General features: G+C 66.4%; 11 protein-coding genes and 3 rRNA genes. 9 read left to right on the forward strand and 5 right to left on the reverse strand.

Annotated features, from left to right (window positions below):
* Positions 1–17 precede the first annotated feature (17 nt).
* A complete protein-coding gene (locus tag LRS74_RS26710; RefSeq protein ID WP_277743385.1) occupies positions 18–440 on the forward strand; it encodes an NfeD family protein in 423 nt (140 codons plus the stop codon).
* 110 nt (positions 441–550) lie between these two features.
* Positions 551–1489 (forward strand): SPFH domain-containing protein, encoded by a 939-nt coding sequence (locus tag LRS74_RS26715; RefSeq protein WP_144384513.1) that lies wholly within the window; start codon positions 551–553, stop codon positions 1487–1489.
* Between the two features lie 152 nt (positions 1490–1641).
* Here the strand turns inward: LRS74_RS26715 and LRS74_RS26720 are convergent, their stop codons facing one another.
* Both LRS74_RS26720 and LRS74_RS26725 read right to left on the reverse strand, forming a co-directional pair.
* Entirely contained in the window at positions 1642–2157 is a 516-nt protein-coding gene (locus LRS74_RS26720; RefSeq protein ID WP_277743386.1) for an HNH endonuclease, read from the reverse strand.
* Positions 2158–2303: 146 nt separating this feature from the next.
* Entirely contained in the window at positions 2304–2843 is a 540-nt protein-coding gene (locus LRS74_RS26725; RefSeq protein ID WP_277743387.1) for a YbhB/YbcL family Raf kinase inhibitor-like protein, read from the reverse strand.
* A gap of 132 nt (positions 2844–2975) precedes the next feature.
* Between LRS74_RS26725 and LRS74_RS26730 the strand changes: the two genes are divergently transcribed.
* Positions 2976–3308 (forward strand): barstar family protein, encoded by a 333-nt coding sequence (locus LRS74_RS26730; protein WP_277743388.1) that lies wholly within the window; start codon positions 2976–2978, stop codon positions 3306–3308.
* A gap of 89 nt (positions 3309–3397) precedes the next feature.
* On the opposite strand, the gene LRS74_RS26735 is transcribed toward LRS74_RS26730, so the two are convergent.
* Positions 3398–4180 carry a sporulation protein gene (locus tag LRS74_RS26735; RefSeq protein ID WP_277743389.1) on the reverse strand — a complete coding sequence of 261 codons (783 nt, stop codon included), beginning with the start codon at positions 4178–4180 and terminating at the stop codon, positions 3398–3400.
* A 165-nt stretch (positions 4181–4345) separates the two neighbouring features.
* Between LRS74_RS26735 and LRS74_RS26740 the strand changes: the two genes are divergently transcribed.
* The 4 genes from LRS74_RS26740 to rrf all read left to right on the forward strand — a co-directional run bounded on the left by LRS74_RS26740 (position 4346) and on the right by rrf (position 10725).
* Positions 4346–5029 carry a DNA-3-methyladenine glycosylase gene (locus tag LRS74_RS26740; protein ID WP_277743390.1) on the forward strand — a complete coding sequence of 228 codons (684 nt, stop codon included), beginning with the start codon at positions 4346–4348 and terminating at the stop codon, positions 5027–5029.
* 548 nt (positions 5030–5577) lie between these two features.
* A 16S ribosomal RNA gene (locus LRS74_RS26745) occupies positions 5578–7105 on the forward strand.
* A 285-nt stretch (positions 7106–7390) separates the two neighbouring features.
* Positions 7391–10512 (forward strand): 23S ribosomal RNA (locus LRS74_RS26750).
* 96 nt (positions 10513–10608) lie between these two features.
* Positions 10609–10725: ribosomal RNA gene (gene rrf / locus LRS74_RS26755) — 5S ribosomal RNA — on the forward strand.
* The 16S, 23S and 5S rRNA genes sit together here, the layout of an rRNA operon.
* Positions 10726–10753: 28 nt before the next feature.
* Here the strand turns inward: rrf and LRS74_RS26760 are convergent.
* Entirely contained in the window at positions 10754–11302 is a 549-nt protein-coding gene (locus tag LRS74_RS26760; protein ID WP_277743391.1) for a hypothetical protein, read from the reverse strand.
* 112 nt (positions 11303–11414) lie between these two features.
* Here LRS74_RS26760 and LRS74_RS26765 point away from each other — a divergent pair, with 112 nt between their 5' ends.
* Positions 11415–12026, forward strand: coding sequence for a hypothetical protein (locus tag LRS74_RS26765; protein ID WP_277743392.1), 612 nt, complete (start codon positions 11415–11417; stop codon positions 12024–12026).
* Positions 12027–12076: 50 nt separating this feature from the next.
* A complete protein-coding gene (locus LRS74_RS26770; RefSeq protein WP_277744951.1) occupies positions 12077–12904 on the forward strand; it encodes a tetratricopeptide repeat protein in 828 nt (275 codons plus the stop codon).
* 125 nt (positions 12905–13029) lie between these two features.
* Here the strand turns inward: LRS74_RS26770 and LRS74_RS26775 are convergent, their stop codons facing one another.
* Positions 13030–14358, reverse strand: coding sequence for a DUF1015 domain-containing protein (locus tag LRS74_RS26775; protein WP_277743393.1), 1329 nt, complete (start codon positions 14356–14358; stop codon positions 13030–13032).
* Positions 14359–14361 lie beyond the last annotated feature (3 nt).

A 14361-nucleotide genomic window follows, 5' to 3' on the forward strand; every position in this document is an offset into this window, starting at 1 on the left:
AGAACTACCATGACCATGTGGACGGATGGGTGTGGTGGCTGGTCGCCGCCGTAGGGCTGGGCATTCCCCTCGTACTGACCGCGATGCCGGAGTTCGGGATGGTGGCGGTCGGCGCGGTCGCCGCCGCCCTCACCGACGCGGTGGGCGGCGGACTCGTGCTCCAGGTAGTGGTCTTCGCCGTCGTCTCGGTCGCGTTGATCGCGGTGGTGCGCCCGATCGCCAACCGCAGCCGCCGCCAGCGCCCGGAACTCCTCAGCGGCGTCGAGGCGCTGAAGGGCCGTCAGGCGGTCGTGCTGGAGCGGGTGGACGGGGACGGCGGTCGCATCAAGCTCGCCGGTGAGGTGTGGTCAGCCCGCGCGCTCGACGCCGACCAGTCGTACGAGCCGGGCCAGCAGGTGGACGTCGTGGACATCGACGGGGCGACCGCCGTCGTCATGTGAGTCGGCCGCCCGACGCGTGTCCCCGTCAAGCTGCGCGGCACGCCGCTTATCTGAAAGACTTCAACATCATCGTCCGATGGCCGGAAGCATGAAGGGCACGGGGAGCCGCTGTGGAACCGATCATCATCGTCCTGATCATCCTGGTGGTGCTCGTCTTCATCGCACTCATCAAGACGATCCAGGTCATCCCGCAGGCCAGTGCCGCGATCGTGGAGCGGTTCGGCCGCTACACGCGCACCCTCAACGCCGGCCTCAACATCGTCGTGCCGTTCATCGACTCCATCCGTAACCGCGTGGACCTGCGCGAACAGGTGGTGCCGTTCCCGCCGCAGCCGGTGATCACCCAGGACAACCTGGTCGTCAACATCGACACCGTCATCTACTACCAGGTGACCGACGCCCGCGCCGCGACCTACGAGGTCGCCAGCTTCATCCAGGCGATCGAGCAGCTCACCGTCACCACGCTCCGGAACATCATCGGTGGCATGGACCTGGAGCGCACCCTCACCTCGCGCGAGGAGATCAACGCGGCGCTGCGCGGCGTCCTGGACGAGGCCACCGGCAAGTGGGGCATCCGCGTCAACCGCGTGGAGCTCAAGGCCATCGAGCCGCCCACCTCCATCCAGGACTCGATGGAGAAGCAGATGCGCGCCGACCGTGACAAGCGCGCCGCGATCCTCCAGGCCGAGGGTGTCCGACAGTCCGAGATCCTGCGGGCCGAGGGCGAGAAGCAGTCCGCGATCCTCCGCGCCGAAGGTGAGGCCAAGGCGGCCGCGCTGCGCGCCGAGGGCGAGGCCCAGGCGATCCGCACGGTCTTCGAGTCGATCCACGCCGGCGACCCGGACCAGAAGCTGCTCTCCTACCAGTACCTCCAGATGCTGCCGAAGATCGCCGAGGGCGACGCCAACAAGCTCTGGATCGTGCCCAGCGAGATCGGAGACGCCCTCAAGGGGCTCGGCGGCGCGATCGGCAACTTCGGGCCCATGGGGGGCGGCGGCTCCGGCGGCGCCAAGGAGGCCCCGCGCCGCGAGTCGCCCACCATCGACTGAACCGGCCACGGCCGTCACGGAGCCCACGGACCGCACGACAGGCTCCCCGCGCGCCTGAGCCGCTGCCCGGCGGGACACCCGACGTTCGCGTCCGAGGTGTCCCGGGGGCAACGGCTCAGCTCGTTCCAGGCTCGTTTCGGCCGGGGCCGCGGTCAGGCCGCGCGCGGCGTCGACGGCGCCAGCCACTCCGGCAGCTCCTCGCGCCCCGCCGGACCGAGGGCCAGCAACAGCGCGTCCGCGGGCGTCGGCTCGAAGGGCGCGTTCAGCAGCCGCATCCCCGCCTGCTCCGGGGTCCGGTCCGCCTTGCGGTGGTTGTCCTCCGCGCAGGAGGCCACCGTGTTGAGCCAGGTGTCGCCGCCGCCGTGCGCACGAGGCACCACATGGTCCACGGTCGTCGCCCGCCCCCCGCAGTACGCGCACCGGTGACGGTCCCGTATCAGCACCCCGCGCCTCGACCACGGCGCCCGTCTTCGGAACGGCACCCGCACATACCGGCTCAGCCTGATCACCCGGGGCAGCGGCAGTTCCACCTCGGCGGCGCGCACCCGCAGTCGAGGATGGGCCTGTTCGACGACGGCCTTGTCCTGAAGTACCAGTACCACCGCTCGTCGCGACGTCACCGTCGACAGCGGTTCGAAGCTCGCGTTGAGCACCAACGTCTCGCGCATCCCAGACCACCTCCCGCACCAGGCATCCCGGCCCGCCCCTGGAGGAGCGGGCCGGGATCAACTCTGGCGCGGGCGTGCGGATCCGGACAACGCAATTTAGCCGCGCCGGGCCCGCGCGACCGCGGTCAGCGTCGCGTCACCGCCGGTCAGCCCGCGGCTGGGTTCTCGTACTCACCGATCACATGCGCCCGGGCCAGGGCGTGGAAGCGCAGGTTGAACCCGACCACCGCCGGGGACACCCCGGCGTCCGGACCCAGCTTCTCGGTGTCCACGGCGTAGACCGTGAAGACGTACCGGTGCGAGCCGTCGCCCGGCGGCGGCGCGGCACCGCCGAAGTCACGCGAGCCGTAGTCGTTCCGCACGTGCACCGCGCCCGGCGGCAGCCCCTTGAAGTCACCGCTGCCCGCCCCGGTCGGCAGCTCGGTGACCGACGCCGGGAGGTCGAAGAGCACCCAGTGCCAGAAGCCGCTGCCGGTCGGCGCGTCCGGGTCGAAGCACGTCACCGCGAAGCTCTTCGTCCCCTCCGGGAACCCCTCCCAGCGCAGGTGCGGCGAGAGGTTGCCCTTCGCGTACACCTGGTCGTTCTTGAGGGTGCCGCCGTCGGCCACGTCGTCGCTCACCACGGTGAACGACGGCACCGGGGGATGGAAGTCATGGGGGAGCGGGCGCCGGTTCTGCTCGGACACGTCGAAACCTCCTGTTGCTCGGGAGACCGCTGGTGAAGGTCGCACGCCCGCCTCCTGACGGGCCGTACGTACACCTCGCATGCGCGGCCAGCCTAGTCAGCGGCCGCCCGGTGATCTGGGACGATGCCGCCCATGACCGGAGCAACGCCGGAGCCCGGCCCCCACACGGCCACGCTCCACCTCGACGGCGTGTCAGACCGCGCCGGCTTCCTCGACCGGTGCGCGACGGACCTCGGCCTGCCCGACTGGTTCGGCCGCAACTGGGACGCCCTCGCCGACTGCCTGATCGACCTCTCCTGGTGGGGTGAGCCCACCGGATACGTGCTGCGCGTGCGCGGCTGGACTGCGTTCCGCAAAGCCGCCCCCGAAGCCGCCGAGACCGCGGCGGCCGTCCTCGAGGACGCGCTGGAGTACTGGGCCGACAGCGACACCCCGCTGACCGTGGTCTACGACCCGGCGGACTGAGCGCGCCTCCGGCCGCGCGGGACCCGGAAAAGGGCGCGGGGTGGGTGCGGACCACAGGTCCGCACCCACCCCGCGCCCGACCGGGAGACTCAGAACCAGTTGCGCTTGCCGCCGACCTCGGCGAGCCACTGGTTGAGGTAGGCGGTCCAGTCGGTGTCCTGGTACGAGGAGAGGCCGACCGTGAACGAGCGGTACGAGTCGCTGCCCTCGGTGAACAGCCCCGGGCGCTTGTCCATCTCCAGCACCACGTCCATCTCGTTCCCGTCGGCGATGAAGGTCAGCTCGACCTCGTTCAGCCCGCGGTACTGCTGCGGCGCGTAGAACTCGATCTCCTGGTAGAAGGGCAGCCGCTGCCGCGTGCCACGGATGTGGCCCCGCTCCAGGTCCGCGCTCTTGAAGCGGAAGCCCAGCTGCGCGAAGGCGTCCAGGATGGCCTGCTGCGCCGGGATCGGGTGCACGTTGACCGGGTCCAGGTCGCCGGAGTCCACGGCCCGCGCGATCTGCAGCTCGGTGGTCACCCCGATGTGCATGCCGGTGAGGTGCTGGCCCTGGAAGTTGGTGATCGGGGTCTCCCACGGGATCTCCAGCCCGAACTGCACCGAGTGCACCGCACCCGGCTGCACCTCGAAGGCGCCGCCGATCTGCTGCCGGACGAACTCGATGTCCTGCTTGTGCTCCTGGTCGCCGCCCTCGACCTCGACCCGGGCCTGCAGACCGACGGTGAGCCCCTCGATCTGCTGGGCGACCGAGCCGCCCTGGATGCGGACCTCGCCCTGTACGACACCGCCGGGGACGACGTTCTCCTCGGCCAGCACCGTCTCCACCGAAGCGCCACCGGCACCCAAACTCGCGAGCAGCTTCTTGAAGCCCATGATCTGATCTTCCTCTGTCGGTCCGTTGTTGATCAGTACGAACGCGGTCCCGCGCCATACGGTTCCGTGCCCGCGCCTTCGAGGTCCCACCCTTGCAGCCCGGGCCCGGCCACTCCAACCACCTGCACGCACCTCTATGGATCCGTTGCACTACGCTCGGGCACCGTGACCGTGGCACCAGACCGTACGCCGCTCGAACGGCACTTCTTCGATCGCCCCGTTCTGGAGGTCGCCCCCGATCTCCTGGGCCGCGTCCTGGTGCGGCACACCCCGGACGGGCCCATCGAGCTGCGGCTGACGGAGGTGGAGGCGTACGCCGGACCCGCCGACCCCGGCTCGCACGCCTACCGCGGCCGCACCGAACGCAACGCGGTGATGTTCGGGCCCCCGGGCCATGCGTACGTCTACTTCACCTACGGCATGTGGCACTGCCTGAATCTGGTGTGCGGCCCCGAGGGCAGCGCGAGCGGGGTGCTGCTGCGCGGTGGCGAGATCATCCGTGGCGAGGAGCTGGCCCGCGAGCGCCGGGCGACCGCCCGCACCGCCCATGAGCTCGCCAAGGGCCCGGCGCGTCTGGCCACCGCCCTCGACGTGGCCCGCGACCAGAACGGCAGCGACGTCTGCGCGGGCGCCGACGCGCCCATGGAGATCCTCGCCGGCACTCCGGTCCCCGCCACCGCGGTGATGAACGGACCGCGCACCGGTGTCGGCGGCGACGGCGCCCACCACCCGTGGCGCTTCTGGATCGAGGGCGATCCGACGGTCAGCCCCTACCGTCCGCACACCCCGCGACGGCGCGGCTCCGGCGCGCCGTCGGCTCGACTTGACTCCGGTCCGGGGGACGCCTAACGTAGCCCGAGCCGTTTGAGACGGGCAGCATCGACGATGCCCGGCCGATGGAGATCCAGAGGCCGCATCCCGGCAGCCCCAGGCGGCAAACCACTACCGAACGATTCCCGAACGGGCTCTGTTTCGGCGTGCCGAAATTCGATCCGAAAGGCTCGATTAGGCGCCGGGCGGGAAAATCGCTAAAGTAGTGACCACGCCGGAAGGCGCGAAACAAACCCCCTCCAACGGGGACCGGAAACCAATTCGGACCGACTGCGACTTTCGAGAAGCAGGGGAACGAAAAAGGATCTGGTAAGCTTGGAGACACCGAAGGGAAGCGCCCGGAGGGCCCGGTGAGACGGGACCGAAGGAAGCGTCCGTTCCTTGAGAACTCAACAGCGTGCCAAAAGTCAACGCCAGATATGTTGATACCCCGTCGAAGGGCCATCACGGCCCGATGACGAGGTTCCTTTGAAGAAAAAACACAGCGAGGACGCTGTGAACGGGTGGGACTATTCCTCCTACCTGTTCCGCTCAACGCGAGTGTGCACCCGATTAACGGGAAAACATTCACGGAGAGTTTGATCCTGGCTCAGGACGAACGCTGGCGGCGTGCTTAACACATGCAAGTCGAACGATGAACCCGCTTCGGTGGGGGATTAGTGGCGAACGGGTGAGTAACACGTGGGCAATCTGCCCTGCACTCTGGGACAAGCCCTGGAAACGGGGTCTAATACCGGATACGACCACTGACCGCATGGTTGGTGGTGGAAAGCTCCGGCGGTGCAGGATGAGCCCGCGGCCTATCAGCTTGTTGGTGGGGTGATGGCCTACCAAGGCGACGACGGGTAGCCGGCCTGAGAGGGCGACCGGCCACACTGGGACTGAGACACGGCCCAGACTCCTACGGGAGGCAGCAGTGGGGAATATTGCACAATGGGCGAAAGCCTGATGCAGCGACGCCGCGTGAGGGATGACGGCCTTCGGGTTGTAAACCTCTTTCAGCAGGGAAGAAGCGAAAGTGACGGTACCTGCAGAAGAAGCGCCGGCTAACTACGTGCCAGCAGCCGCGGTAATACGTAGGGCGCGAGCGTTGTCCGGAATTATTGGGCGTAAAGAGCTCGTAGGCGGCTTGTCACGTCGGATGTGAAAGCCCGGGGCTTAACCCCGGGTCTGCATTCGATACGGGCAGGCTAGAGTTCGGTAGGGGAGATCGGAATTCCTGGTGTAGCGGTGAAATGCGCAGATATCAGGAGGAACACCGGTGGCGAAGGCGGATCTCTGGGCCGATACTGACGCTGAGGAGCGAAAGCGTGGGGAGCGAACAGGATTAGATACCCTGGTAGTCCACGCCGTAAACGTTGGGAACTAGGTGTGGGCGACATTCCACGTTGTCCGTGCCGCAGCTAACGCATTAAGTTCCCCGCCTGGGGAGTACGGCCGCAAGGCTAAAACTCAAAGGAATTGACGGGGGCCCGCACAAGCGGCGGAGCATGTGGCTTAATTCGACGCAACGCGAAGAACCTTACCAAGGCTTGACATACACCGGAAAGCTGCAGAGATGTAGCCCCCCTTGTGGTCGGTGTACAGGTGGTGCATGGCTGTCGTCAGCTCGTGTCGTGAGATGTTGGGTTAAGTCCCGCAACGAGCGCAACCCTTGTTCTGTGTTGCCAGCATGCCCTTCGGGGTGATGGGGACTCACAGGAGACTGCCGGGGTCAACTCGGAGGAAGGTGGGGACGACGTCAAGTCATCATGCCCCTTATGTCTTGGGCTGCACACGTGCTACAATGGCCGGTACAATGAGCTGCGATACCGCGAGGTGGAGCGAATCTCAAAAAGCCGGTCTCAGTTCGGATTGGGGTCTGCAACTCGACCCCATGAAGTCGGAGTCGCTAGTAATCGCAGATCAGCATTGCTGCGGTGAATACGTTCCCGGGCCTTGTACACACCGCCCGTCACGTCACGAAAGTCGGTAACACCCGAAGCCGGTGGCCCAACCCCTTGTGGGAGGGAATCGTCGAAGGTGGGACTGGCGATTGGGACGAAGTCGTAACAAGGTAGCCGTACCGGAAGGTGCGGCTGGATCACCTCCTTTCTAAGGAGCACATGGCCGACTGCGAGCGAATGTCTCGCACGGTTAGCTCATGGGTGGAACGTTGACTACTCGGCACACTTGGTCTGCTGTGACTGTTAGTACTGCTTCGGCGTGGAACACGGTGCATGGTGGCTGGGAGTGTCGGGCACGCTGTTGGGTGTCTGAGGGTGCGAGCGTAGAGCTTGTTCCTTCGGGTGCCGGCCCCGGTGAAGCATCATCTTTGAGTGGTGTGTGACGGGTGGCTGGTTGTTGCTTGAGAACTGCACAGTGGACGCGAGCATCTGTGGCCAAGTTTTTAAGGGCGCACGGTGGATGCCTTGGCACCAGGAACCGATGAAGGACGTGGGAGGCCACGATAGGCCCCGGGGAGCTGTCAACCGAGCTTTGATCCGGGGGTGTCCGAATGGGGAAACCCGGCAGTCGTCATGGGCTGTCACCCATACCTGAACACATAGGGTATGTGGAGGGAACGCGGGGAAGTGAAACATCTCAGTACCCGCAGGAAGAGAAAACAACCGTGATTCCGGGAGTAGTGGCGAGCGAAACCGGATGAGGCTAAACCGTATGTGTGTGATACCCGGCAGGGGTTGCGCATGCGGGGTTGTGGGAGTGAGCTTCAGCAGTCTGCCGGCTGTTGGGCGAGTCAGAAACCGCATGGATAGGCGAAGGGCATGCGAAAGGCCCGGCGTAGAGGGTAAGACCCCCGTAGCTGAAATCTTTGCGGCTTGCTTGCTCATTTCCCAAGTAGCACGGGGCCCGAGAAATCCCGTGTGAATCTGGCGGGACCACCCGCTAAGCCTAAATATTCCCTGGTGACCGATAGCGGATAGTACCGTGAGGGAATGGTGAAAAGTACCGCGGGAGCGGAGTGAAATAGTACCTGAAACCGTGTGCCTACAAGCCGTGGGAGCGTCGCCGTGTTCTTCGGAGCACGGTCGTGACTGCGTGCCTTTTGAAGAATGAGCCTGCGAGTTTGCGGTGTGTTGCGAGGTTAACCCGTGTGGGGAAGCCGTAGCGAAAGCGAGTCCGAATAGGGCGATTGAGTAGCGCGCCCAAGACCCGAAGCGGAGTGATCTAGCCATGGGCAGGTTGAAGCGGAGGTAAGACTTCGTGGAGGACCGAACCCACCAGGGTTGAAAACCTGGGGGATGACCTGTGGTTAGGGGTGAAAGGCCAATCAAACTCCGTGATAGCTGGTTCTCCCCGAAATGCATTTAGGTGCAGCGTCGTGTGTTTCTTGCCGGAGGTAGAGCACTGGATAGGCGATGGGCCCTACCGGGTTACTGACCTTAGCCAAACTCCGAATGCCGGTAAGTGAGAGCGCGGCAGTGAGACTGTGGGGGATAAGCTCCATGGTCGAGAGGGAAACAGCCCAGAACATCGACTAAGGCCCCTAAGCGTGCGCTAAGTGGGAAAGGATGTGGAGTCGCAGAGACAACCAGGAGGTTGGCTTAGAAGCAGCCACCCTTGAAAGAGTGCGTAATAGCTCACTGGTCAAGTGATTCCGCGCCGACAATGTAGCGGGGCTCAAGCGTACCGCCGAAGTCATGTCATTCCAGCGTGAGGACCAACGTCTGCTGGGATGGGTAGGGGAGCGTCGTGTGCCGGGTGAAGCAGCCGTGGAAACGAGTTGTGGACGGTTCACGAGTGAGAATGCAGGCATGAGTAGCGATTCACACGTGGGAAACGTGTGCGCCGATTGACTAAGGGTTCCTGGGTCAAGCTGATCTGCCCAGGGTAAGTCGGGACCTAAGGCGAGGCCGACAGGCGTAGTCGATGGACAACCGGTTGATATTCCGGTACCCGCTTTGAAGCGCCAAACATCGAATCAGGCGATGCTAAGTCCGTGAAGCCGTCCTGGATCCTTCGGGTGAAGGGGAGTGGTGGAGCCGACGAACCAGACTTGTAGTAGGTGAGTGATGGGGTGACGCAGGAAGGTAGTCCAGCCCGGGCGGTGGTTGTCCCGGGGTAAGGGTGTAGGCCGTGCGGTAGGTAAATCCGTCGCACATGTAAGGCTGAGACCTGATGCCGAGCCGATTGTGGTGAAGTGGATGATCCTATGCTGTCGAGAAAAGCCTCTAGCGAGTTTCATGGCGGCCCGTACCCTAAACCGACTCAGGTGGTCAGGTAGAGAATACCGAGGCGTTCGGGTGAACTATGGTTAAGGAACTCGGCAAAATGCCCCCGTAACTTCGGGAGAAGGGGGGCCATTGCTGGTGAGGGAACTTGCTTCCTGAGCTGGTGGTGGCCGCAGAGACCAGCGAGAAGCGACTGTTTACTAAAAACACAGGTCCGTGCGAAGCCGTAAGGCGATGTATACGGACTGACGCCTGCCCGGTGCTGGAACGTTAAGGGGACCGGTTAGCTCTGTTTCGACGGGGCGAAGCTGAGAACTTAAGCGCCAGTAAACGGCGGTGGTAACTATAACCATCCTAAGGTAGCGAAATTCCTTGTCGGGTAAGTTCCGACCTGCACGAATGGCGTAACGACTTCTCGACTGTCTCAACCATAGGCCCGGTGAAATTGCATTACGAGTAAAGATGCTCGTTTCGCGCAGCAGGACGGAAAGACCCCGGGACCTTTACTATAGCTTGATATTGGTGTTCGGTTCGGCTTGTGTAGGATAGGTGGGAGACTGTGAAGCGGGCACGCCAGTGTTCGTGGAGTCATCGTTGAAATACCACTCTGGTCGTGCTGGATGTCTAACCTCGGTCCGTGATCCGGATCAGGGACAGTGTCTGGTGGGTAGTTTAACTGGGGCGGTTGCCTCCTAAAGAGTAACGGAGGCGCCCAAAGGTTCCCTCAGCCTGGTTGGCAATCAGGTGTTGAGTGTAAGTGCACAAGGGAGCTTGACTGTGAGACCGACGGGTCGAGCAGGGACGAAAGTCGGGACTAGTGATCCGGCGGTGGCTTGTGGAAGCGCCGTCGCTCAACGGATAAAAGGTACCCCGGGGATAACAGGCTGATCTTCCCCAAGAGTCCATATCGACGGGATGGTTTGGCACCTCGATGTCGGCTCGTCGCATCCTGGGGCTGGAGTCGGTCCCAAGGGTTGGGCTGTTCGCCCATTAAAGCGGTACGCGAGCTGGGTTTAGAACGTCGTGAGACAGTTCGGTCCCTATCCGCTGTGCGCGTAGGAGTCTTGAGAAGGGCTGTCCCTAGTACGAGAGGACCGGGACGGACGAACCTCTGGTGTGCCAGTTGTTCTGCCAAGGGCATGGCTGGTTGGCTACGTTCGGGAGGGATAACCGCTGAAAGCATCTAAGCGGGAAGCCTGCTTCGAGATGAGGACTCCCACCCACTTGATGGGGTAAGGCTCCCAGTAGACGACTGGGTTGATAGGCCGGATATGGAAGCCAGGTAACTGGTGGAGTTGACCGGTACTAATAGGCCGAGGGCTTGTCCTCAGTTGCTCGCGTCCACTGTGTGGTTCCTGGGTTGCAAACAGCATCCGGTACACCACAAATTGAAGAGTGTGCTTGTTCGCTAGAACCCAATAGGGTTTCGGTGGTTATAGCGTTAGGGAAACGCCCGGTCACATTCCGAACCCGGAAGCTAAGCCTTTCAGCGCCGATGGTACTGCAGGGGGGACCCTGTGGGAGAGTAGGACGCCGCCGAACAATCTTTCAGGACCCTTGGTCCCAGCGTTCACGCTGGGACCAAGGGTCCTTTTTGTTTTTCTTGCCACAGCGCGTACCCCGATGAGGTGCGCGAGAATGAACGCAGTACCTCAAGACAGGAGTCACGTCGATGTCCCCCAACTCCCCCGACGACAGGTCGGAGCCGCGGCGTCGCGACGGCGGTGACCGACGCGATTTCCGGAGCTCCGGCCCGCGCCGCGATGAGCAGCGTGGACCGCGTCGCGACGACCGGGGTGGTCGGGACGACCGCGGTCGTGGCTTCCGCCGTGACGACGACCGTGACCGCGGCGGCTTCCGTCGCGATGACCGCGACCGCCGTGACGACCGCCCCCGCGGACCGCGCCGCGACGACGAGCGGGGTGGCGGCTTCCGGCGTGACCGCGACGACCGTCCGCCGTTCCGGCGTGACGAACGCCGTGATGAGCGTCGCGACGACCGCCCGCCGTTCCGTCGCGATGACCGTCGTGACGACCGGCCGTCCTTCCGCCGCGATGACCGCCGCGACGACCGTCGCGATGACCGCCGTGATGAGCGCCGCGACGACCGGCCCTCGCACCGTCGTGATGACCGCCGTGACGACCGTCCGTCCTTCCGCCGTGACGACCGTCCGTCCTTCCGGCGTGACGGCCGTCGTGACGACCGTCGTGACGACCGGCCCCCGTTCCGCCGTGACGACCGTCGTGATGAGCGCCGTGACGACCGTCCGCCGTTCCGGCGTGACGACCGCCGCGACGACCGTCGTGATGACCGTCCGTCGTTCCGGCGTGACGAGCGGCGTGACGACCGCCCGTCCTTCCGTCGGGATGACCGTCCGTCGTTCCGTCGCGATGACCGGCGCGACGAGCGTCGTGATGAGCGTCGTGACGACCGCCCGTCGTTCCGCCGTGACGACCGCCGTGATGACCGCCGCGACGACCGTCGTGATGAGCGCCGTGACGACCGGCCCTCGTTCCGTCGTGATGACCGCCGTGACGATCGCCGTGACGACCGGCGTGACGACCGACCCTCCTTCCGCCGTGATGAGCGCCGGGATGACCGTCGCGACGAGCGCCCGTCGTTCCGTCGCGACGAGCGTCGTGATGACCGCCGTGACGACCGTCGCGACGACCGGGACCGTGGGCGTCGGCCGTACGGCCAGGGCCGGGGGCGGGACGACCGGGAGCGTGGCGGCGGTGGCTTCGGGCGGCGTGACGGCCGTTCCGGCGGCTTCGGTCGGCGTGACGACCGGCGTGACGATCGCCGTGACGACCGGGGCCGGGACCGCGACCGGGAGCCGGTGAAGCGGCTGCCGATCCCCGAGGACGTGACCGGCTTCGAGATCGACAACGACGTGCGGCAGGAGCTGATGAGCCTGCCGAAGACGCTCGCCGAGGATGTCGCCAAGAACCTCGTCATGGTGGCCAGGCTGCTCGACGAGGAGCCGGAGCGGGCGTACGGGTACTCCCGGGTCGCGCTGCGGCTCGCCTCCCGCGTCGCCGCGGTCCGCGAGGCCGCCGGCTTCGCCTCGTACGGCGTCGGGAAGTACGCGGAGGCGCTGGCGGAGTTCCGCGCGGCGCGCCGGATGACCGGTTCGGTGGAGCTGTGGCCGGTCATGGCCGACTGCGAGCGCGGGATGGGCCGTCCGGAGCGCGCGCTGGCGATGGCCGGTGAGCCCGAGGTGCAGAAGCTGGACCGGTCCGGCCAGGTCGAGATGCGGCTGGTCGCGGCCGGCGCGCGGCGGGACATGGGGCAGGCCGACGCCGCCGTCGTGACCCTGCAGAGCCCGGAGCTGGCCTCGAACGCGGTCCAGCCGTGGACCGCGCGGCTGCGCTACGCGTACGCCGACGCGCTGCTGGCCGTGGGCCGCGAGACCGAGGCGCGTGAGTGGTTCGCCAAGGCGCTGGAGGCCGACCAGGGGCACACGACGGACGCGTCCGACCGGCTCGCCGAGCTGGACGGCGTGGAGTTCGTCGACGCCATGGCCATGGACGTCAGCGACGAGGACGAGCTGGAGGAGGCCGAGGCCGAGGCCGAGAACGCCGAGAGTGACGCCTCCGCCGCCTCTGACGCGTCCGCCGGTTCCGGTGACGCCGACTCGCCGGCCGAGACCCAGGTCGACGCTTCGGCGGACCCGGTGGCCGACGACGATGACGTCGAGGTGGACGGCGACGACCGCTGAGCGTAGGCCGGGAACGGCCACGCCCAGCGGATGAGACACAACGGATGAGGGTGGGGCCCCACGTGGGGCCCCACCCTCATCCGTTTGTCGCGCCCGGTCGCGGGTGTGAGGCACCCGGTGGCGCGTCACCCCAGCGCGAGGCTCCGCAGCACCAGGCCGGTGGCCGGCTTGGGGCCGAAGGAGGTCGACTTGTGCGGCATGGCGACGCCCTGGCGGGCCAGGTCGTGGACGACGTCCTCGCTGACCGGGCGGAGCAGCACCGCCGTGCCGCCGCGCCGCTCCGCCTGGTCGACGGCGGCCGCCGCGTCGTGGATGTAGCCGATGTGCTCGGGGGCGTCCGGGACCTTCCAGAGGTGGTCGAGCAGCAGCGAGTGCAGGACGGTGGCGTCCAGGGTGCGCCACGCCTCCGGCCGGTCGGCGGGGACCGTACGGGCCAGCAGCGCCGGGTCCGGCCGGTCGAGGAGATGGAACCGCCCGCCCCCCGCCAACAGGAAGGCGTTTCCGCCGGGACCCGGCCGCGCGGCCTCGTCCAGCGCCGCGAGCGCCTGGGGCAGCGGTCCGTCGACGGCGCGGACCCGGAAGGCGTCGCCCAGCGTCTTGAGCGCGCTGTCGACGGGCAACTGGTGCAGCAGCCGGTGGATGGCCCGCACCCGCAGCGGATAGCGCGCGGTGTCGACCAGCAACACCAGCCCGAAGTCCCATGGACCGGGGTCCGGGCGCTCGGCCCGCAGCCGCAGATAGGTGGCCCAGCGGTGGTGGCCGTCGGCGATGAGGGCCTGGCGGTGCGAGAGGTCGGTGGTGATCGCGGCGAGGTCGGCGGGGTCGGTCACACGCCACAGCAGGTGGTCGACGCCGTCCTCGGTGGTCGTGGCCAGCAGCGGGGACCCGGCGACCGTGCGCTCGATGACGCCCGCGGCGCCGTTGTCGCGGGCGTGGGGGTCGACGTCGCTCTCGACGGCGTCGGCGGGAGCCCCGTGGCCGCGGTAGGCGAGCAGCAGTGGCTCCAGGTGGGCGCCGGTGGCGCGCATCAGGTCGGCGCGGTCCTCGACCACGTGCGGCATGACCTCTTCGTGCGGGAGGACCACGCCCGCCTCGCGCGGGCTGAGTCGCAGCGCGCCGATCACCCCGCGCTGGAGCACCTCGCCGTCGTCCTGCTGGTACACGTACAGCGCCGGCTCGGGGTCGGCGGCCAGCACGCCCTCGGCCAGCCAGCGCTCCAGCGTCTCGGCGGCGCGGCGGGAGCGGTCGGCCGGGGAGTCGGCCTGCGGCAGGATCAGCCGGACGATGTTGTGCGGGTCCGCGGTCTCCAGCTCGCGCAGACCGTCGGGCCGGACGACGACGTCGTACGGCGGGGAGGTGACGGCGGCGAGGCTGCCGACTCGTTCCGGGACGTACCGCAATCCCCGGAACGGGACGAGCTGAAGCCCTTGCCCGACAGACCCTGGAGTGCTCATTGA

This window comes from Streptomyces sp. LX-29 (assembly GCF_029541745.1).
Classification (GTDB): Bacteria; Actinomycetota; Actinomycetes; order Streptomycetales; family Streptomycetaceae; genus Streptomyces.

What these genes read in the sequence shown, in the direction of transcription:
- LRS74_RS26720 (WP_277743386.1), bottom strand. Translation starts at nt 2,157, where the DNA reads ATGCGCGAGACGTTGGTGCTCAACGCGAGCTTCGAACCGCTGTCGACG.
- LRS74_RS26735 (WP_277743389.1), bottom strand. Translation starts at nt 4,180, where the DNA reads ATGGGCTTCAAGAAGCTGCTCGCGAGTTTGGGTGCCGGTGGCGCTTCG.
- LRS74_RS26775 (WP_277743393.1), bottom strand. Translation starts at nt 14,358, where the DNA reads ATGAGCACTCCAGGGTCTGTCGGGCAAGGGCTTCAGCTCGTCCCGTTC.
- LRS74_RS26730 (WP_277743388.1), top strand. Translation starts at nt 2,976, where the DNA reads ATGACCGGAGCAACGCCGGAGCCCGGCCCCCACACGGCCACGCTCCAC.